The organism is Streptomyces sp. NPDC048516 (assembly GCF_043199875.1).
In the GTDB taxonomy this organism is placed as follows: Bacteria; Actinomycetota; Actinomycetes; order Streptomycetales; family Streptomycetaceae; genus Streptomyces.
This window is the reverse complement of record NZ_JBICWS010000004.1, coordinates 164,762-184,082: the sequence shown is the minus strand read 5'-3', so window position 1 is coordinate 184,082 and position 19,321 is coordinate 164,762. Positions and strand designations below refer to the sequence as shown.

19 protein-coding genes are annotated in these 19,321 nt (G+C 74.2%); 13 read left to right on the top strand and 6 right to left on the bottom strand.

Annotated elements, in window-relative coordinates:
* The first annotated feature begins 46 nt into the window (after positions 1-46).
* The 3 genes from ACGFR7_RS10405 (at position 47) to ACGFR7_RS10395 (ending at position 2,422) form a co-directional block, all read left to right on the top strand.
* Complete coding sequence (locus tag ACGFR7_RS10405) at positions 47-133, top strand: class III lanthipeptide (protein WP_218039239.1); 87 nt, start codon at positions 47-49, stop codon at positions 131-133.
* A 57-nt stretch (positions 134-190) separates the two neighbouring features.
* Positions 191-310 carry a class III lanthipeptide gene (locus tag ACGFR7_RS10400; RefSeq protein WP_206739719.1) on the top strand — a complete coding sequence of 40 codons (120 nt, stop codon included), beginning with the start codon at positions 191-193 and terminating at the stop codon, positions 308-310.
* Positions 311-508: 198 nt separating this feature from the next.
* Positions 509-2,422, top strand: coding sequence for an FAD/NAD(P)-binding protein (locus tag ACGFR7_RS10395; RefSeq protein ID WP_393315837.1), 1,914 nt, complete (start codon positions 509-511; stop codon positions 2,420-2,422).
* A gap of 52 nt (positions 2,423-2,474) precedes the next feature.
* Here ACGFR7_RS10395 and ACGFR7_RS10390 read toward each other — a convergent pair whose 3' ends face one another.
* A complete protein-coding gene (locus ACGFR7_RS10390) occupies positions 2,475-3,125 on the bottom strand; it encodes a response regulator (RefSeq protein WP_393315834.1) in 651 nt (216 codons plus the stop codon).
* Between the two features lie 192 nt (positions 3,126-3,317).
* Positions 3,318-4,466, bottom strand: coding sequence for a sensor histidine kinase (locus tag ACGFR7_RS10385; RefSeq protein WP_393315831.1), 1,149 nt, complete (start codon positions 4,464-4,466; stop codon positions 3,318-3,320).
* Between the two features lie 364 nt (positions 4,467-4,830).
* On the opposite strand from ACGFR7_RS10385, the gene ACGFR7_RS10380 reads away from it, so the two are divergent.
* From ACGFR7_RS10380 to ACGFR7_RS10370, 3 genes are all read left to right on the top strand, one after another.
* The gene (locus ACGFR7_RS10380; RefSeq protein WP_393315828.1) at positions 4,831-5,595 is read left to right on the top strand and encodes a hypothetical protein; all 765 of its coding nucleotides are present in this window, start codon (positions 4,831-4,833) and stop codon (positions 5,593-5,595) included.
* Between the two features lie 326 nt (positions 5,596-5,921).
* Positions 5,922-6,602 carry a transglycosylase family protein gene (locus tag ACGFR7_RS10375; RefSeq protein WP_393315825.1) on the top strand — a complete coding sequence of 227 codons (681 nt, stop codon included), beginning with the start codon at positions 5,922-5,924 and terminating at the stop codon, positions 6,600-6,602.
* Between the two features lie 313 nt (positions 6,603-6,915).
* A complete protein-coding gene (locus tag ACGFR7_RS10370) occupies positions 6,916-7,293 on the top strand; it encodes a hypothetical protein (protein ID WP_393315822.1) in 378 nt (125 codons plus the stop codon).
* 236 nt (positions 7,294-7,529) lie between these two features.
* Here the strand turns inward: ACGFR7_RS10370 and ACGFR7_RS10365 are convergent, their stop codons facing one another.
* Positions 7,530-7,928 carry a hypothetical protein gene (locus tag ACGFR7_RS10365; RefSeq protein WP_393316527.1) on the bottom strand — a complete coding sequence of 133 codons (399 nt, stop codon included), beginning with the start codon at positions 7,926-7,928 and terminating at the stop codon, positions 7,530-7,532.
* A 208-nt stretch (positions 7,929-8,136) separates the two neighbouring features.
* Entirely contained in the window at positions 8,137-8,424 is a 288-nt protein-coding gene (locus ACGFR7_RS10360; RefSeq protein ID WP_393315819.1) for a hypothetical protein, read from the bottom strand.
* A 218-nt stretch (positions 8,425-8,642) separates the two neighbouring features.
* Between ACGFR7_RS10360 and ACGFR7_RS10355 the strand changes: the two genes are divergently transcribed.
* From ACGFR7_RS10355 to mptB, 4 genes are all read left to right on the top strand, one after another.
* Positions 8,643-9,821: a site-2 protease family protein gene (locus ACGFR7_RS10355; protein ID WP_393315816.1), complete on the top strand. Its 1,179-nt coding sequence runs from the start codon at positions 8,643-8,645 to the stop codon at positions 9,819-9,821.
* A gap of 171 nt (positions 9,822-9,992) precedes the next feature.
* Positions 9,993-10,733, top strand: a complete 741-nt coding sequence (locus ACGFR7_RS10350; RefSeq protein WP_393315814.1) for a PP2C family protein-serine/threonine phosphatase — start codon at positions 9,993-9,995, stop codon at positions 10,731-10,733.
* Between the two features lie 149 nt (positions 10,734-10,882).
* On the top strand, positions 10,883-12,409 hold the full coding sequence (locus ACGFR7_RS10345) for an alpha/beta hydrolase (RefSeq protein ID WP_393315811.1): 1,527 nt from the start codon (positions 10,883-10,885) through the stop codon (positions 12,407-12,409).
* A gap of 119 nt (positions 12,410-12,528) precedes the next feature.
* Entirely contained in the window at positions 12,529-14,067 is a 1,539-nt protein-coding gene (gene mptB, locus ACGFR7_RS10340; RefSeq protein ID WP_393315808.1) for a polyprenol phosphomannose-dependent alpha 1,6 mannosyltransferase MptB, read from the top strand.
* Here mptB and ACGFR7_RS10335 read toward each other — a convergent pair.
* On the bottom strand, positions 14,000-15,034 hold the full coding sequence (locus ACGFR7_RS10335) for a lysylphosphatidylglycerol synthase domain-containing protein (RefSeq protein ID WP_393315804.1): 1,035 nt from the start codon (positions 15,032-15,034) through the stop codon (positions 14,000-14,002). The two genes, mptB and ACGFR7_RS10335, sit on opposite strands and share 68 nt — an antisense overlap.
* The gene (locus ACGFR7_RS10330) at positions 15,031-15,870 is read right to left on the bottom strand and encodes a PIG-L deacetylase family protein (RefSeq protein WP_393315800.1); all 840 of its coding nucleotides are present in this window, start codon (positions 15,868-15,870) and stop codon (positions 15,031-15,033) included. The genes ACGFR7_RS10335 and ACGFR7_RS10330 overlap by 4 nt, the downstream gene beginning before the upstream one ends.
* A 59-nt stretch (positions 15,871-15,929) precedes the next feature.
* Here ACGFR7_RS10330 and ACGFR7_RS10325 point away from each other — a divergent pair, with 59 nt between their 5' ends.
* The 3 genes from ACGFR7_RS10325 to ACGFR7_RS10315 all read left to right on the top strand — a co-directional run bounded on the left by ACGFR7_RS10325 (position 15,930) and on the right by ACGFR7_RS10315 (position 19,314).
* Complete coding sequence (locus tag ACGFR7_RS10325) at positions 15,930-17,048, top strand: glycosyltransferase family 4 protein (protein WP_393315797.1); 1,119 nt, start codon at positions 15,930-15,932, stop codon at positions 17,046-17,048.
* Between the two features lie 71 nt (positions 17,049-17,119).
* Positions 17,120-17,914 carry a class I SAM-dependent methyltransferase gene (locus ACGFR7_RS10320; RefSeq protein WP_393315795.1) on the top strand — a complete coding sequence of 265 codons (795 nt, stop codon included), beginning with the start codon at positions 17,120-17,122 and terminating at the stop codon, positions 17,912-17,914.
* Positions 17,911-19,314 (top strand): glycosyltransferase 87 family protein, encoded by a 1,404-nt coding sequence (locus ACGFR7_RS10315; protein WP_393315792.1) that lies wholly within the window; start codon positions 17,911-17,913, stop codon positions 19,312-19,314. The genes ACGFR7_RS10320 and ACGFR7_RS10315 overlap by 4 nt, the downstream gene beginning before the upstream one ends.
* Positions 19,315-19,321 lie beyond the last annotated feature (7 nt).

The following is a 19,321-nucleotide window of genomic DNA, read 5'->3' as shown; positions in this document are numbered from 1 at the left end:
ACCGTGATTCCGCACCACGACAAGTCCCCGGGAGGAGGTGTCGTAGATGACCATCATGGATCTTCAGGGTCTGGAGGTGCCGGGCGAGCGTGACGCCCAGGCGCTCGGCTCCACCATCAGCGGCGGCTGCTGACACAGCCGGCCACACGGTGTGCGTATTCCACCACGCGCCGTGTATCTCACCGTACACATGTCCACCGATCCGCGGAAGGGAGGTGACGAGATGACCATCATGGACCTTCAGGGTCTGGAGGTGCCGGGCGAGCGTGACGCCCAGGCGCTCGGCTCCACGATCAGCGGCGGCTGCTGACACGGCGCCCGGCGGCCCCCTGCTACGGCACGGGCCGCCGGGCCCCTGTGTGTGACGGACGTCTGCGTATGACTGACGGACGTTTGTGCTCCACGGATGCCCGGGAACCGCGCCGCTCCCGAACCCACCCCTCGAACCCTCCCCTCGAACACACCCCACGAACCCACGCCATGGAAACGGCCGTTGGACGGAGGCCAGGTGAACGACCCGGTGGACCCGGCCCGCTCCCTGTGCCTCATCGGCTGCGGCCCGCGCGGAGCCTCGATCGTCGAGCGGATCCTCGCCAACGTCCCCGCCCTGTACGGCGACCGGCCACTGGACCTGCACATCGTCGACCCGTACCCACCGGGCGCCGGACGCACCTGGCGCACCGACCAGCCCGGTCTGCTGTGGATGAACTCCGCGGCCGAGCAGGTCACGATGTACCCCGATGAGAGCGTGGAGTGTGCCGGCCCGCCGCGCCCCGGCCCCACCACCGCCGGCTGGCTCGACGCCCCGCTGCACGACGGCGCCTACGCCGCCCGCCGCGATCAGGGCCGCTATCTGCGGCACTTCTTCGAGACCGTCACCCGCGAGCGGCCGGCCTCGGTGCGGCTCCACGTCCACCGGGCGCGGGCGGTCGATCTGCGGCGCACGCCGGCCGGGGCGGCACCGGGCGGGCGGGGCCGCCAGCAGGTGATCCTCGACTCCGGCCAACCGCCCTTCCTCGCCGACCGGGTGGTGTTCGCCCAGGGCCATACGGACACCCTCGCCGCCCCCGCACCGGACGGCCTGACCCGGATCGGCCCCGGGCCCGCCGACCCGGCGGCGCTGGCGGCGGTGCCGCCCGGCGCGCGGGTCCTGGTCCGCGGCCTGGGCCTGGTCTTCATCGACTGTCTGGCGCTGCTGACGGAGGGCCGCGGCGGCCGCTTCGTCCGCCCCGCCCCCGGCGGACCGTTGCGCTATCTGCCGTCCGGGCGCGAGCCGCGGCTGTACGCGGGCTCCCGGCGTGGCGTCCCCCTGCCGCCCAAACCGGCGTATGCGCCACCGGCCGCCCCCATGGCAGCCCCCGCCGCCCCGCGCTTCGCCACCGTCGAGGCCTGCCGGGCCGTGCTGTCCCGGCCCGGCGCCTCCTTCGGCGGCGAGGTCTGGCCGCTGGTGGTGGCCGAACTGGGCTGGTGCCACTACCGCGCCCTCTTTGCCGGGCAGCCCGCCCGTACCCGTATGAGCTGGCCGGACTTCGACGCCCAGTACGCCCTGCTGCACCCCGACGCCGACCGGCTGGCCAAACTCGCCCGCGAGGCGGTGCCCGACCCCGCCGACCGCCTCGACCTGGACCGGCTGGCCGCCCCGCTGGCCGGGCTGCGGTTCGCCGGCGCCGACGATCTCCAGCGCCGGCTGCGCGGCCTGCTCGCCGAGGAGCTGCGCCGCCGTACGGGCCCCGCGAGCGGTGTCGCCTCCGCGCTGGTCGACGGCTTGCAGCGGGCCGGCGCGGTCATCGAGGAACTGTGGCGGTCCGGCGAACTAGCCGCCGGCCAACTGGCCCAGGCGCTGCACCACTTCGCCCTCGGCACCTACCTCAGCTCGGGCCCGCCCCCGCTGCGCGCCGAGCAGCTGCTGGCACTGGCCGAGGCGGGCGTGGTGACGTTCGTTGGCCCCGGGATGCGGGTGTCGCCCGTGCCCGGAGACGGGGCCGTGCCCGGAGACGGGGCCGTGTCCGGCGAGGCGGCCGCGCCCGGAGGCGAGCCCTTGGGAGGTGCCCCGGGCGGACCGAGCGGCCCGGCCGGCCCGATCCCGGTCTTCCGCGCGACCAGCCCCGCCCTCCCCGGCACCGTGCACGAGGCGGACATCCTCCTCGACGCCCGGCTGGCGGCGCCCGACCCCGACCGCGTGACCGATCCCCTGCTGCGTGCCCTGCTGTCCCGCGGCGAACTGGCCCAGGAGCGCCCCGAGGACGGCGCGGGCGGCATGCTCCGGCTGTCCGGTGCGGGCCTGCACCCCGTCGACTCGACCGGCACCGTGCACCGCGACCGGACCATCGCCGGACCGGCCCAGTTCCCCCGCCCGCACACCAACGCCGTCTACTTCCGCCAGAACGACGCGATCGCGCGCGACCTGCTCGCCGACGACTGAGCGCCGATCGCCGGGCCGGGGGCCGCACCCCCCGCCCGGCCCTCCCCAGTCCTCACCCCCGCAGCGCGATCCCGTGCTGTTGGGCCAGGATCGCGGCCTGTACCCGGCTGCGGAGGTTGAGTTTCGACAGGATCCGGCTGGTGTGTGTTTTCACGGTGCCCTCCGCGAGGTGGAGGGTTTCGGCGATGGCGCTGTTGGCCAGTCCGCGGGCGATACAGGCCAGTACCTCCAACTCCCGTTTGGTGAGGGTGCCGAGGGCCTGCGCGGCGCCCGCGGGGAGGGTGGGGCCGGCTACCGGCGGGCGGCCGGCGAACTCGGTGATCAGGCGCCGGGCGATGGCCGGGGTGAGGAAGCCGTCGCCGTGTGCCACCTCCCGGACCGCGCTGACCAGTACGGCCGGCTCCGCGTTCTTGAGGATGAAGCCGCCGGCGCCGGCCCGTAGCGCCCCGAAGATGTACTCGTTGAGGTCGAAGGTGGTCAGCACCAGCACCTCGGCGAGCCCGCGCTCCACGATCCTGCGGGTGGCGGCGACCCCGTTGAGCTGCGGCATCTGGACGTCCATCAGGACGACATCGGGCCGTAGTTCGGCGGCCATCCGGACCGCTGTCGCACCGTCGCCGGCCTCGCCGACCACCGTGATGCCCGGGTCGGTCTGCAGCACCAGCACCAGCCCGGAGCGCACCGCGGCCTGGTCATCGGCCACCAGCACCCGTATGCCCTCCGGCCGTACGCCCTCCGGCCTGCCCGCCGGGGCCTGGTCCGGCGCATCCGCCGGCCCGCCCCTCCACCCGTCCGCCGCCGACCCCTCCACTAACCCCTCCACTAGCCCCTCCACTAGCCCTTCCACTGACTCCTTCACTGACCCCTCCACTGGCTGCTCCACCTTTCTCGTCCCCTAGGAGTTCTGTGTCAGCGGGAGCACGGCCCGCACCCGCCAGCGTCCGGGGGCGGTGCGGTCGGGTCCCGCGTCGAAGATGCCGCCGACCAGTGCGGCCCGTTCGGACATCCCGGCGAGGCCGGCGCCCGCTCCGGTGGTCAACTGCGCCACGGGGCGCTGCCGGGCCCGGCCGTCGGGGCGGGTCAGCGGGCTGTCGACCGAGAGGGTCAGCTGCCCGGCGCCGGTCTCACAGCGGATGTGCACCCGTCCCGCCGAGGCATGCTTGAGGACATTGGTCAGTGCCTCCTGCACGATGCGGTACGCCGTCACCTCGATCACCGAGGACACTTCGGGGAAGCGCTCGGGGAACTCGGTGTGCAGGGTCAGCGCCGCCGCGTCGGCAGCCGGCCTGGCCTGTTCGACGAGCGACCCCAGCGCGTTCAGCTGGGGCCGGTCCCAGTCGTCGTCCACCCCCCGGTCGGAGCGCAACAGCACCACCATCCGCCGCATTTCGGCCAGCCCCTGCACACTGTTCTCACGGATCACCGCGAGCGCCCGCAGTACCGGGTCCGCCTCGTCGGCGCCGTCCTTCTCCCCCTTCGTCCCGGCCAGGGAGAGCACGGCGCTGGAGTGAATGGCGATGGCGCTGAGGTGGTTGGCCACCAGATCGTGCAGTTCACGGGCCATCCGGGTGCGCTCGGTCTGCAGCACGGTCTTGCGGTCCAGCTCCGCCAGCCGGTTGATCTGCGCGGCGCGCTGCCGTTCGGTGTCCGCCCGCTCCTTGTGGTTGCGTATCAACACCCCGGTCCACACCGGGGAGATGAGCAGCAGCGCGACGATGACACCGGTCGTCACCCCCTCCGAGCGGTCACCGGTGAGGACGAGGACCACGGTGGTGGCGAGGGTGGCCGTGACGCTCCCGGTCTGCAGCAGCCGGCACAGCCAGGGGGCGCCGTACAGCGCGGCCGCATAGAGCAGATCGGTATAGATGAGGACGGGGCCCAGGCCGCCGCTGGACATGGTCTCCACGGTGACGGTGAAGGTGCCGACGGCGACGGCGGCCGCCGGCCGGGCACTGCGCAGCGCGGTCGCGGTGCACAGCACGAGGACCGGCAGGACGGCCTGCCAAGCGGGGATATCGCCCCCCCTCACCTGTGAGCCGCCCACGACATACAGAATCAGACAGCCGGCAAAGAATCCCACCGCCAATCTGAGGTCACGGAGCGGTACGGGGCGGTGGCGCGCGTGCGTACTGGTGAAAAGACGTAACCACACACGAGGACAGTACTTCCGCGCGCTGCCCGTTCTCCTGGCCCTGGCGCCCGAATTTGGGGCCGCCCCTCGTACATCGAAGTATGTAGCCGTACATCAGCAAGAGGGATGACTCGAAGGTTCCGGAGGATCTGCAAACCTTGGGCTGTCTGTATCGATCGATGTAGGCGGAAAAGGGGGAGAGACAAGAACTGTACGAGGGGCCGTCGCTCACCCAGTACGGCCCAGGCACCGCTCAACTGTGGAGGACGGAAAGTACGTGGAAACGAACGCCGCTCTTCTCCCACTCTGTCCGGAGCCCCTTGACCTGGGCTTTCCGGAACACTGGAAGTACCCAGGACGGGCCCGCCCCGCACCGCTCGCGGCCGCACCCGCACCCGCTCACGATCACCCGGACATCCTGTCCACACCCGTCCCGCTCTTTGTGGTCCCCGTAGGATCCACCCCTCCCCACGGATCGGGAACGGGGCTGTCCCCCGACAGCTGTCGGAACCTCAACGGCCACTCCCGGGCCACTCTGGACGCCGCGTCCCGCAGCCGGCTGCTGGCCCGCCTCCCCGACCGGGTGAGCGCCGCGATGGCCGCCGCCACCCACTGGGAGTTGTACGGAACCCGCGGCCTGCTGATCGTGGCCTGCGGTGCGGACGCGCGCCAGATGGGCTTCTCGGTGGAGTCCGTGCGCTCCGGAGCGTCCTTGCCGCACACCCCGTACGAGGTGCTGACGGACCAGGAGTCCCGCACCGCGGCAGGGCGCCCGGCCGCCGAACGGGAACGCCTCGTCACGCGCTTCTGGGTCCGCAAGGATGCCGCGCTGCAGGCCGTCGGCGGCGGCCTCTCGCTCGCCCCCGAACGTATCGAGGCCGGTTTTCCCGGCGACCGCGGCACGGTCCTCGTCCCGGGTCCGCACGGCCTCGAAGTGCCCGTCCTGGTAAGGAACTTCACCTTCTCCGCCTCCTACGAGTTCGCCGTCGCCACCCCGGAACCCCTCTCCCTCACCCCGTCTTTCACCTATTCGGTCATGTAAATGCCCGTTTCCTCGGGGGCGGCGGCAGGGGCGCCGGACCGGAATTGCCGCGGCTGGCTTGAATTCGGACCTTGACGGCCGTGACGGCCTTGGCGGTCTTGACGCAGTGCAACGGCACAGAAATTGGGCGGCGGAATCCCCGGCCACGGGGCCAAAGGGCCGTGCGATGCGGGGGTCTCGCTTTGCACCCACCCGGGTGAAACACGCGCATGTCGCACTCCCCGGGCCCGCGGAAAACCATATTGCCGGGTTAGTTGGTGCGTGCCCACCGGTCGTGGCGAGTACCGCGTCACGGCGTTGCCGGAGCACAGCGGAGGATTCCCGTCATGCCGTCGCCCCTCGCCAAACGGTCCGTCGAAAGACTCCTGCCCGTGCTGCTGGTCGTCCTGGGCGTCGTGGGCCTGGCCGGTCTCACCGGCCCGGGCGCCGCGGCGGCCGGGCCGTCCTTCGGTCCGCCGGGGCCCGACTGGGAGCGCATCGCCGCCTGTGAGAGCAACGGCCGCTGGCACATCAACACCGGCAACGGCTACCACGGCGGTCTGCAGATCGATCGCGCCACCTGGCGTGCCTACGGCGGCCTCCGCTACGCCCCGCGTGCCGACCTCGCCACCCGCGCCGAGCAGATCGCCATCGGTGAGCGCATCGCCCGGGACCGCGGTCTGTCCGCCTGGCCCAACTGCGCCGGCTCCACCAGCGGCGCCGCCGGCAGCTCCGGCCCCGCCGAGCGGCAGACCTCCGCCGAGCGGCAGAGCTCCGCCGACCGCCAGACCGCCACGGCCGACCGGGCTCCCTCGGCGGACCGGGCCCCCGCTCCGCGCGCCCACCGGGCGGCCATCGCCACCAAAGCCCGCACCTATGTCGTGCATCCCGGCGACTGTCTCTCCGTCATCGCCGAACGCGCCCACACCCGGGGCGGCACCAAAGGCCTGTACGCCCTGAACAAGCATGCGCTCGACAAGGGCCCGGACCACATCTACCCCGGGCAGCGGCTGCGGCTTCGGACGTGAGAACGGCGCGCGGCCGCGCCGGGGGACGGTCCGCGCATGACGTCCGTGCATGACGTCCGTGCATGACGTCCGTGCATGACGTCCGTGCATGACGTCCGCGCTCACGATGTCTGTGCTCACGACGTCCGCGCTCACGACGTCCGGGCGCACCGCCGGGGAAGCCCGTCGCCGCGGTGAGGAGAGAGCCGTCACGGTGAATCCACTGCTCGGTCAGAGTGAATACGGGGGACGGGCCGTTGCTCAGGCTTGGTGGATGGGAGAAGGCCCGATAGCAAGACCGCGGGTACCCAACCGCGAGGTGCAGGAGCACACAGTGAAGAACATGGCACGCGTCAATTTCGTCATCGCAGGAGCTTGCGGCCTGCTCCTGGCGGCCGGGGCGTCGCCCGCCCAGGCATGGGACGGGGGGCCGTACGGTCTCGACGGGGTGTGGAACAGCGACACCGTGGCGAGCTTCCATGCCGGCTTCAGCTGCCGGAACCGGGCAAGGATCTGCATCAACGGCCCGCTGAACAGCGGAAACGTCCGTAACTCGCAGAACGTCCACCTGTCCGGCAACAACAGCAACAGCGGCAGCCCGACCAACGTCAACGGCAACACCAACGACGACGCCGGCGGCACGACCGGAGCCGAGAACAAGACCAGCAACGACATCCAGCATGTCGGCCGCGGCGGCCACCAGCAGCTGTGACCTGCCGCTGATCCGCCTCGGATCCGCGCCTCCGGCCCCGGCTCGTCCGGGGTCGGAGGTGTGTCCGGCGGCTGTCCGGCGGTGTGTCCGGCGGTGCGTACGCAGAGGTGTGCGGCGGCGTCCCGGGCCGCCGCGCCGCGCCCGGACATGACGATCGCCCGGCGGACGGTCCGCCGGGCGATCGATGGACGGCGCGAGCCGTGGCCGCTGGTCGTCCTCAGGGGTCATGGGGCCGCTCAGTGCAGGAAGCCTCCGAGGATGCGCTGGATGTTGTTGCTGCTGCCCGACGACGCACCGGTGGCGGAGTTCGCGCTGTTGGTGGACCCGTTGGTGTTGGCGATATTGCCGCTGTTGTTGGGGTTGCCGTGGTTGAGGAAGTTGCCGCTGTTGAGGCTGTTGCCGCTGTGCACCGGCCCGTTGATGCAGGGGTGCGGGGACTTGACCACCGGGGACTTGTAGTTGAAGTCCGCGAGGCGGTTGTTGCAGACCACCCCGGAGACCATGCCGGTCACGGTGCCGAGATCGGCGCCTGCCACGGCCGAGAGCAGGGACTCGCCCGGAATGGTCTGCGCACGGGCCATCCCGCTGCCGAACAGCACCAGCCCGCACGCCCCGACGATACTTCCCGCCTGCACAATTCTTCTCACGTCGCTCCTCGCCGATTCGTCCTTCTGATGCCAGACGTATCGTGCTGCCGTTGCCGTCCTCCAGCCTCGTTCAACCCGCGGGGAGTAAAACGCTCGTCGGCCACAATCAGCCGGGTGGCCCAACAATTCGCGAGCGTTTCCGAGGAGGCGAAGGCGTGTGCGCGGGCAGGCCGGCGAAGGGTGTGCCCGCGGCCCCCTACAGCACCAGCCGCTCCGGCATGGGCTGCGCCACACCGTCCAGCTCCAGCGTGCAGCGGGGCATCGAGGGGACCAGGTGCGGCTGGCGCAGCAGGATCCGGAAGGGGTGGGCGGGCTCTTCGGGAAGTTCGCCGATCAGCACGTTCATGCCGGCCTGGTGGTCCTTCTGGTACGCGACCACCTTGCCGTCGACCAGCAGCTCGATCTCCCCGGCCCGGCCGGGCCCGACATTCACGGTGATCGAGTGATCACCCTGGTCCAGGTGGAAGTGGTGGCGGTGTCCCATGACGCACCTCCGGCGAATCGGTCCGTACCACCAGCGTGCCACCCCTGCGACCGGCAGTCCTTTCGTGCCTCCCACGCGCCTCTCGCGTACCTCCGCGCAGGAGGTACGCGGGAGGTGCGAGCGACAATGGTGGTGGGCGCCGGATCGGCCGGTTCACGGAGTGCGGGCCGTCACGGCCTGCTCCCGGGGACCGGGCGCCGGGTCGGCAGGAGACGACGATGAACGGCTCGGTGCGTGTCGGACAGGTGGTCGGGGTGCCGCTGCGCATGCACTGGAGCGTGCCGCTGCTGGTGGGCCTGTTCGCGTACGGACTCGGCCACCAGGGCCTTCCCGTCTGGACGCCGGGCCGTTCGGATGCCGTCTACGCCCTTGCCGGCGTCATCGGGGCCGTGCTGCTCATGGGCAGCCTGCTGCTGCACGAGACGGCCCATGCGGCGACCGCGCTGCGGAAGAAGATCTCCGTCCAGGACGTGACGCTGTGGGCGCTGGGCGGTACGACCCGGATGGGGCGGCCGCAGTCCGCCGCGGCGGCCTTCGCGGTGGCCGTCAGCGGACCGCTCACCAGCCTGGTCGTCGGCGGCGTCGCGCTCGGGGCCGGCTTCGGGCTGCACGGGCTGTCCGGCTGGGCGGTGCCCTCCGTCGTCCTGGCCTGGCTGGGCTGGGCGAACCTCTTCCTGGGCGTGTTCAATCTGCTGCCAGCGGTGCCGCTGGACGGCGGGCGGGTGGTGCAGGCGGTGCTGTGGTGGCGCACCGGGGACCGGGACCGGGCGGATCTGGCGGCGTCCCGGGGCGGCCAGATCATGGGGCTGCTGCTGGTGGCCGCCGGCTGGATCTCCGTGCTGCGCGGGGCGCCGGGCGGGCTGTGGATCGTCTTCATCGGCCTCTTCGTCATGGTCGTCGCCGGGGCGGAGCGGCGCCGCGCCGCCCTGCACACCGCGCTGCGGGGGGTGCGGGTCGCCGAGGCGATGACCAGCCCGGTGGCGACCGGCGCCGACTGGCTGACCGTCCAGCGCTTCATCGACGAGGTGGTCGTGCACGCGCGCCACTCCGTGCTGCCGCTGCTCGACTTCGACGGCCGTCCCAGCGGCATCGTGCAGATCCGCCGGCTCGCGGCGGTGCCCGGCCCGAGCCGGGAGACGGTGCGGGTACGCGAGGCGGCGACCCCGCTGTCCCAGTGCGCGGTCGCCGCTCCGGACGATCTGCTCAGTGACGCGCTCGACAAGATCAGCCTGCGTACCGGCGCGCGCCTCCTCGTCGTGGACGCGGGGCACCTGGTGGGGATCGTCACCGGGAAGGACATCGCCCGGATGATGCAGCGCACCACCCTGAGCGGCCGGCAGCCCGGCGGACAGACGGGTGGCCGGGCGGACGGACAGGCGGGTGGACTGACCGGCTGACCTGACGGCTGACCGACAACTGACATACCGGCGGCAGACCGGCTGACCGGACGGCCCGCCCGTCGTCGAGGTCCTTCAACGGGCGCCCGAGGGGGCCGGGTGGCCACAATGGACGTACGGCAGGCCACGGGGGAGGACGGCCGGCCCGTAGCGGAGCACCGGAGCCGGCCTATGCCCTACCTCACCGTGACCGCCCTGAGCCACACCGGGCTGATCCGCGAGCACAACGAGGACAGCCTGGTGGCCGGGCCCTGGACGCTCTGCGGCACCGTGACCGAGAACCCGCAGACCCTGGTGTTCCCGCTCGGCACCCCGCTGGTCGTCGCGGTCGCCGACGGCATCGGCGGGCAGCCGGCCGGGGAGGTGGCCAGCGCCCTGGTCGTCCGGCACCTGGCCGCGCTCGGCCCGTCCCTGGACACCGAGGACGCGGTCCGTGACGTCCTGGATCTCTGCAACCGTGCGGTGTACGCGGCCGCGGAGCGGGATCCGGAGCTGACCACCATGGGCACCACCGTCGCCGGCGCGGTCGTACAGGAGAAGTCCGTGGTGGTGTTCAACGTCGGTGACAGCCGGGTGTTCGAGGCGACCGGCGAGGACCTGCGCCAGGTGAGCGTGGACGACAGCCCGCCGCTGTCACCGGGGCGGCGCACCACCTCGCTCGTCACCCAGGCGCTCGGCGGAGCCCCGGAGTTCAGCGCCGTCACCCCGCACGTCACGACCGCGCCGCTCTCCGTGGGCGACCGTTATCTGGTGTGCACCGACGGGCTGACGGACCCCGTCCCTGAGGACGCCGTCGGCACTCTGCTGCGGCTCCACAGCGGTGGCCGGGCCGCCTTCGAGCTGTGGAAGTCCGCCATCGAGGCGGGCGGGCCCGACAACATCACGCTGGCGCTGATCACCGTTGGGGAATGAGACCGGGCCGGTACGGGAGGGTCGGTGCGGGGCGGCACCCGGGGCGGCACCGACGGGGGCCGCGCGGCACCGGGTCCTCGGGAGAACCCCACCACGGTTGTCCCGATAGCCGGATGGGCACCGGCCCGCCGCGCAACGAGCCTTGCCCCATGACGACTTACGCCCGCCGCACCCTTCTGCTCACGCTCTCCGCCGCAGCCGTCGCCGGCACCCTGGCCGCGGTCTCCCCGGCAGCCCGCGCCCAGGCGCCCGGCCCCGCGGTCCGCGCTCCCGGCGCCTCGGGGCCCTCCCTCGCCTGGGGGGCGTGCGCCGATCCCGGCCTTCCCCGGCAGGAGTGCGCCGAGCTGCCCGTACCGCTCGACTACCGCGACCCGGACGGCCCGCAGCTCACCCTCGCGGTGTCCCGGGTGCGCAGCGACCGGCCCGCGGCGCGGCGGGGCACGCTCTTGATGATCCCCGGCGGGCCGGGCGGATCCGGGGTGGCGCGGCTGGTGGCGAAGGGAAAGGCGCTGGGGAAGGAGATGGCCGGGGCCTACGACCTCGTCAGCTTCGATCCGCGGGGGACGGGCGGCAGTTCGACGGCGAGCTGCGGACTCGGCGCGGACGACCGGCAGCTGGTCACCCTGCGGTCCTGGCCCGAGCCGGGCGGCGGCATCACGGAGAACATCGCCCGGTCCCGGCGGATCGCCGAGGCGTGCGGCCGTCATGGTGGCGCCGTGCTGCGCAGCATGTCCACCGCGAACGAGGTGCGCGATATCGACCACCTCCGCCGGGCCCTGGGCGAGGAGAAACTGTCGGCCTGGGGAGCCTCGTACGCCACCTACGTCGGGGCGGTGTACGCGCAGAAGTACCCGCAGCACACCGACCGCTGGGTGCTGGACAGCAACGACGACCCCGACCCGTCCCGGGTGGGGCGGGGCTGGCTGGCGAACATGGCCGTGGGCGCGGACGACCGGTTCCCCGACTTCGCGGCCTGGGCGGCCGACCCGGCCCGGGAGGGCGAGGGGCTGCGGCTGGCCGAACACCCCGGGGACGTACGGCCTTTGGTGCTCGCGCTGGCGGCGAAGCTGGACCGGGAGCCGAAGGAGTCCGGTACGAAGGGCGTCCCGCTGACCGGCAACCTGCTGCGCCAGGCGCTGCAGAACGCCCTGCAGAGCGATGACCGCTTCCCCTCGTTCGCGCGGCTCGTCCGGCAGGCCCGGGACCCGGCCGCCCGGCCGGTGCTGCCCGGTGTTCTCGCCGGGCCGCTGCCGGACGAGCAGGCCGCGGTGATGATGGCCACCGTCTGCAACGACGTGCGCTGGCCGGCGTCGGTCGCCGCATACCGGCGCGCGGCGGCCGTCGACCGCGCCCGGCACCCGCTCACGGCCGGGATGCCGGCGAACATCACGCCCTGCGCCTTCTGGAAGGACGCGCCGGCCGAGCCGCCCACGCGGATCACCGCCGACGGCCCGTCCAACATCCTGATGCTGCAGAACCGCCGGGACCCCAACAGCCCGTACGCCGGTGCCCTGATTTTGCGTCAGGCCCTGGGCGGCCGGGCCCGTCTGGTCACCCTGGAGCACGGTGGCCACGAGGCCTACCTGGGCAACGGAACCGCCTGCGGCGACCGGGCGGTCACCGCCTTCCTGACGACGGGGCGGCGCCCGGAGCGGGACGCGTACTGCGCCGACTGAGCCGGTGCCGGGGGTGTCTCCCCTGAGAGACACCCCCGGGGAGACACCTCCTGGCGCGGACGGGCGACATGGCTGCCGGCGTGCGCCGAGCGGGGCGGCGGCGCGTCTAGGTTGGCCGGATGAGCGCGGCAGGGAGCACCGTCCGGGCAGAAGCGCTCCTGGGCACGCTGGGGGCCGTGCTGCTGGGCACCGGCGGATGGGGGTCCGGTGCGCTGCCGCAGGGCGTTCCGGACGGGGTGTGGGGGCGGCCCGGCGCGCCGCTGCAGTGCGCGGGCGTCGCCGTGTCGTACGCCGGGCTGGTGCTGCTGCTCGCCGCGTGGTGGCGGCTGGGGAGACGGGTCGCGGACGGGACGTCCTGCGGGTGGCGGCCGCTGCGCAGGGCGCTGTGGTGCTGGGCGCTGCCGCTGGTGCCGGGCCCGTTGCTGGGCAGCAGCGACGCCTACAGCTACCTCGCCCAGGGCGCGCTGGCGGGCCGCGGACGCGATGTGTACGCGTGGGGTCCGGGGGCGCTGGGCGGGCCGCTCGCGGCGAACGTCCCCGGGATGTGGCACGACACCCCGGCCCCGTACGGGCCGCTGTCCGTCGCCGCGGGGCGCGCCGTGGTGGCGGTCACGGGGGAACATCATGTGGTGGCCGCGGCCCTGGGACTGCGGCTGGTGGCGGTGGCCGGGCTGGCCCTCCTGGTGTGGGCCCTACGGCGGCTGGCGGAGGCGTCGGGCTCCGGTGCGGGAGGTGCGGCGGATGCGGCAGGTGCTGCCGGCGCGACCGATGCTGCCGGTGCTGCCCGCGCGACCGGTGCGACCGGTGCTGCCGGTGCGCTGTGGGCCGCTGCGCTCAACCCGCTGGTGCTGCTGCACCTGGTCGGCGGGGCGCACAACGAGGCGCTGATGCTGGGGCTGATGGCGGCCGGGCTGCTGGCGTTCCGTCAGGGGCGCTGGGCCGTGGGGAGTGTCGTCCTGACCGCGGCGGTGCTCGTGAAGGCTCCCGCCGTGGTGGCCCTGCTGTGCGCGGCGGCGGTGACCGTGGCGGGGCGGGCCGGCGGGTGGCGCCGGGCGCGGCGGACGGCGGGGATCGCCGGGGTGGCCGCGGTCGCCCTCGTGGCGGGAGTGGCGGGGTGCGGCCAGGGGTGGGGGTGGCTGCGGACCCTCCGTACGCCCGCCGAGGTCCACACCCTGCTGTCCCTGAGCACGGATGCGGGCCATCTGCTGGGCTGGGCCGCGCAGGGGCTGGGGTGGGGGACCGCGGCCGGTGCGATGACGGCCGCGCGGCTCGCCGGGCTGCTGGTGGGCCTGGGGGCGGTGGGCTACTGGGTGCGGTGCGCCCCGCGCGTCGGCGCCGAGCGGGCGACGGGGGCGGCGCTGCTGGTGCTGGTCGCCGCCGCGCCCGTGGTGCAGCCCTGGTACGTGCTGTGGGCGGTGGTGCCGCTGGCGGCGGTGTCCTGGCGGCGGCTGGCGGGGCGCGGTGCCCGGGCGGCGGTGGTGGGGCTGACGCTGGTGGTGATGCCCTCGGGACAGGGGCCCACCTGGGCGAGCGGGCTCGCGGCCGCCGTCGGGGGAGCGGTGGCCCTGGCGGCGGTGCTGCGGTGGGCACCTAAGGCGCGGCCGGTGCCGGCGCCGGACGCCGTCGTCCCCCGCGCAGCAGCCACCACGCGCCGGTGAGCGCGCCGAGCGGAATCTCCAGCAGATGCGTGAAGGTGGCGAACAGCAGCATGGCCGAGGCCACGGCGGCGGGGACGCCGCCGAGGGCGACCAGCGCGACGGCGGCGGCGCACTCGGTGACGCCGATGCCGCCGGGGGTGACCGCGATCTGGGTCAGCAGCCGGCTGGCCGCGAACACCGCCAGCGCCTCGCCCACTCCCGTACGGGCGCCCGCCGTCTGCAGGCAGGCCAGGAACAGCGTGCCCTGGGCCGCGAGGGTGGCGGCCATGCCGCACACCAGCCGCGCCCAGGAGCGGCGGACGACGTCCCGGCTCTCGTCGCGCAGCCGCACCGCGAGCTGCCGGGCGCGCAGGGCGAGGTGGCGCAGCGCTCCGCCCGGCGCCGCCCGCCGGTGGGCGGCGGGTGCCCGGCGGCAGCGGCGCAGCACCGGCCACCCGGCCGCGAGCGCCACCGGCAGGGCGAGGACCACGCCGCCCGCGGCCGCCGCCCAGCCGATGCCGGGTACGGGGGTCCCCGCCAGCAGCAGTGCGCCCACCGCCGACAGGACCAGCCGCGCGGCCACGTTGCACACCCCGGTGAGCGCGACACATACGGCCACGGCGTGCGGCGGATGCCCCCAGCGGCGCGTCATGGCGTAGGTGACCGCGACGCCCGCACCGCCGCCGAGCGGCAGCAGATTGCTGACGGCGCTGCCGGTGCAGTGCACCAGCAGCGCCTGACGTGGCGTCAGCCCGGGGAGCGCGGCGACGAGTACGTAGGTGTAGCTCCACAGCGCGGCCCCCGCCAGGGCGCACAGCAGCGCCACCTGCGGGCCGCTGATGTGCCCGAGGTGGGTCCGGACGGCGGCCCAGTCCGTTCCCGCCGCCCTCGGCACGGCCAGGGCCAGCAGGACGAGACCGGCGGCGGAGGAGAGCAGGCCCAGCAGCCGCAGGGCGGTCTTCGGCAGCCGCGCGGTGCGGGGTGTCATCGGCCGCGTGCCGTCGCCGCGGCGCCCGGCAGCGTGGCCAGCGGATCGCGCAGGACGGGGCCCGCGGGCAGCCCGCGCTGGATGAACCACTCGGTCCCCAGCACCTGGCGGAAGGCCGGTCCGGGCAGGCGGCCCAGCGCGGCCAGGGTGCGTTCGGAGTCGCCGCCCCGGGCCTGGCTGAGGTGCGCGGACATGCTGGCGCGCTTGGCCCGCCAGTGCCGTTTGACCGGTACCCGGTGGGTGATCTCGGAGCGTGCGCCGTAGGCCTGCCGGAAGGAGTCCCGGTCGAACTCCGGCGGGAAGCGGTGGACCCAGGAGGCCGCGCGCAGCCCGCGCAGCAGGAGGGTGCGGTCGACGGTGGCCTCCAGGACCACCGGGGTGCCCGCCAGTCGGGCGGCGCGGTAGCCGACCCGGTGGACCTGGACGTGATCCGGGTGCCCGTAGCCGCCCGCCGGGTCGTAGACCGTCAGCAGGTCGGCGCGCTCCTCGGTGAGCAGCGCGGCAAGCCGGCCGGCCGCCTCCTCGACCCCGGCCGAGGCGAACGGCTGGGCGCCGCCGCGGACCGGGGCCGGGCCGGGCGCGTGCCCGGAGTCGGCGTAGCCGAGGAAGGCGACCCGGGAGCAGCCCAGGATCCGGGCGGAGGCGTGTGCCTCCTCGCGGCGGACCTCGCCCAGGCCGCGGTCCCGCAAGGACTTCGGTGCCAGGCCGCGCTCGCCCGCCGTGGCCAGCACCAGCACCACGCGGTGTCCTTCACCGGCCAGGCGCGCCATGGTGCCGGCGGTCAGCAGCGCCTCGTCGTCCGGATGCGCATGAAAGAACAAGCACGTATGTCTCACGAACCATGCTTTACCACCCCATACTGGGGGACTTCACGCCCCATTTCGGAAGTGCAGCCATGATCCTTCACATTTCAGACTGCTTTGCGCCGCGGACCGGAGGTATCGAGATCCAGGTCGCCGCGCTGGCCGCTGCGCAGCACCGGGCGGGCCAGGCCGCCGAGGTCGTCACCGCGACGCCCGCCGGGCCGGGGGCGGAGACGGCCTCGTGGCCGTACCCCGTGCACAGGATCAGCGCGCGGCTGCCCGGCCAGCTGCCCGTTCACCCCAGAGCGGGACACGCCATCGACCGGCTGTTGACGGCACGTCACCCGCGGGTGGTGCATGTGCACCTGGGCGCGGCCTCCCCGTTCGCCTGGGCCGCGCTGGCCTGCGCCCGCCGCCGGGGCATCCCCGCCGTGGCCACCGTCCACAGCATGTGGGACCCGGTGGTGCGTGCCCTGTACCGGCTGCTGAGCCGGACCGGGCACGGCCCCACCGCTCCGGTGGCGGTGACGACCGTGAGCAGGTCGGCCGCCCGGCTGATCCGGCAGGCCCTTCCGGACGTCACTCCCCGTGTCATCCCCAACGGCATCGACGCCGCGTGGTGGCGCAGCCCGGGAGCCGCGGTCGAGCGCCAGGACGGGCGGGTGCATGTCGTCGCCGTCGGCCGGCTCGTTCCGCGCAAGGAGCCGATGGAGCTGCTGGCGGCGTTGCACTCCGCCCATGCCCGGATGTCCCGGCGGGGCACCGCCCTGCGTGCCACGTTCGCCGGCGCCGGGCCGAGCGTGCGGCCGATACAGCGCTATCTGCGCCGCAACGGGATGGACAGCTGGATCCGCTTCGCGGGCCGGCTGCAGCCCTGGGAGGTGCGGGAGTTGCTGGCAGGGGCGGATCTGTTCGTCAATCCCTCCCGCCGGGAGTCCTTCGGGATCGCGGCCCTGGAGGCGCGCACCAGCGGACTGCCGGTCCTGGCCCGGGCGCACACCGGAGTCGCCGACTTCGTACGGCACAACCGCGAGGGGGCCCTGTGCGGTCACTCGGCCTTCGCCCTGGCCGACGAGGTGCTGTGGCTGGCCCGTACCCCGGGGGCGCGGCGCACCCTGGCCGCCCACAACTGGGAGACCGAGCCGGTGCACTGCACCTGGCCCGTGGTCACCGAAGCGTTCGCCCACGCCTACGACGACGTCACCCGCTGACGCACCGTCATACCGCATACGTCCGGCGGCCTCCCGGAAGCAATGGCCACCGCAACGGCCGGAAGGTTCTCATGCACCGCCTCCTCGACCGCGCGCACCGCGCCCTCTTCGCCGCGCTCTCCCTCCTCGGCCTCCGCGGCCAGGGACGGGTCCTGCACTGGTACTTCGACTGGTGGCACCGGCGTCCTGACCCGTGGGGCCTGGCCGTGGACGACTACGAGCAGTTCAAGTACGCCACGACCCTGCGGCAGCTCCCCCGGCGTCCCTACCGGCGGATCCTGGACGTCGGGTGCAGCGAGGGTGCCTTCACCCACCGCCTCGCGGCGGCGTTTCCGCAGGCGGAGATCACCGGTGTGGACATCTCGGAGCGCGCGCTCGCCCGGGCCCGTGCTTCCGCGGCCTCCCGCGCCCCCGCGGCCGGCCCCGCCTCCGCGGTCGGCCCCGCCTCCGCGGCCGGCCCCGCCTCCGCGCCTGGCCGCCCCGCCCCCGCTCCCGGGTGCGAGCGGCCTCCCCGGTTCGAGCGGCTGAACATCCTCACCGCGCCGCCGGAGGACCGCTTCGACCTCGTCTTCTGCGCCGAGCTGCTGTACTACCTGGGCCGGCACCGGCATCTGCGGCGGGCCTGCGCCCATCTGACCCGGGCGGTGGCACCCGGTGGACTGCTGGTCCTGGTGCACCCCTGGCCGGAGTCACGCAGGTTCTGTGCGTACTTCGAGGCCGTCGCCGGGTTCCGCTGTGTGGTGGAGCAGGTGGAGCCGGATTCCTTCCGTCCGTTCGCCGTCAGCGTCTACGAGGCCCCGGCCGCCGCCCGGCCCGGCGTACCGAGCCCCCCGGGCCCCGGTGCGGAGCAGGGCCGGGGCGAGTGAGCCCCGCGGCGCATGTCCCGGCGGCCGGTCCTGCGGACGAGGGTCCTGCGGGCGGCGGCTGGGTGGGCAGTCCTCCCGACGGCGGTCCTGCGGGAACGCGGCCGGGCCCCCGGCGCCGCGAGGCGGCGCGTCGCGTCCTGGCCCGCCGCCCGGGCACCGTGCTGCTCCTCGCCGCCACGGCGATGCTGCTGCTGGTGTGGATCCCGGCCTGCCTGCGCGTCGGCATGGTGGATCTACGGGTGTACCGGACCGCGGCCCCGCACCTGCTCAGCGGCGATCTGTACGCCTTCCGCCTGGAGCTGCCCGGCCCCGACCTGTTCCCGCTGCCGTTCACCTATCCGCCCTTCGCCGCGCTGCTCTTCCTCCCGCTCTCCTGGCCGCCGTGGCCACTGGTCAGCGCCGCCTGGACCGCGGCCTCGGTGCTGGCGCTCTGCGTCCTGGTCCACTGCTGCCTGCGGATGGCCGACCCGGCCGCGGAGCCCGGGCGGCACCGCCGGCGGGTGCTGTGGTGGAGCGCCGCCCTGCTGTGGACCGAGCCGGTCGCGGTCACCCTCGCGCTCGGGCAGGTCAACCTGCTGCTGGCGGCGGGCGTCGCGTACGCGGTCGAGCGGCGCTCGGCGGCGGCGGCCGGGCTCGGTGTGGGCCTCGCCGCCGGGGTGAAGCTGGTCCCGGCCGTCACCGGCCTTTACTTCCTGGTGCACCGGCGCTGGTCGGCGGCCTGCTGGTCGGCCGCGGTGGGCGCGGCCACCGTCGCGGCCGGGTGGTGGGCGGCGCCCCGGTCCGCGGCCGGCTTCTGGCTGCACGCGGTCGGCGACGCCGCACGGGTCGGCCCGGTCGGCTCGGCGCTCAACCAGTCGGTGCGCGGGGCGCTGTCCCGCACCCTCGGCCACGATGCCGGCTGGTCCGCCCCCTGGTGGGCCTGCGCCGTCCCGGCGGCCCTGCTGGCGCTGACGGCCGTGGTGCGCGCCGCCCGCCGCACCGATCACCTCGGCGCACTGCTCGCCGTCCAGCTCCTCGGGCTGCTGATCAGCCCCATCTCGTGGTGCCATCACTGGGTCTGGGCCGTCGCGGCGGTGCTGTGGCTGGCCCACGTGCCGCACCGGACCCGGGCCCACACCGCGGCCCTGACCGCCTGGTGCCTCGCCCTCGCCGGATTCCTCATCCACTGGCTGGCACTGGCCCAGCCGGACATCTGGCACTTCGGCCGCCCCTGGTACCTCGCCGCACTCGGCTGGGGCTATCCCGCCTGCGCCGTACTCACCCTCGTCGCGCTGCTGCTGCCCCTCACCGGGGAGGCAACGGGCCGGTCCCGGGGCCCCCGTCGCCCACGCTCCCGCTCCGCGGCCGGGGCGTCCGCCGCAAGGGCGTCCGCTGACAGGTCGCCCGGGGCCTGGTCCTAGGGGGCTC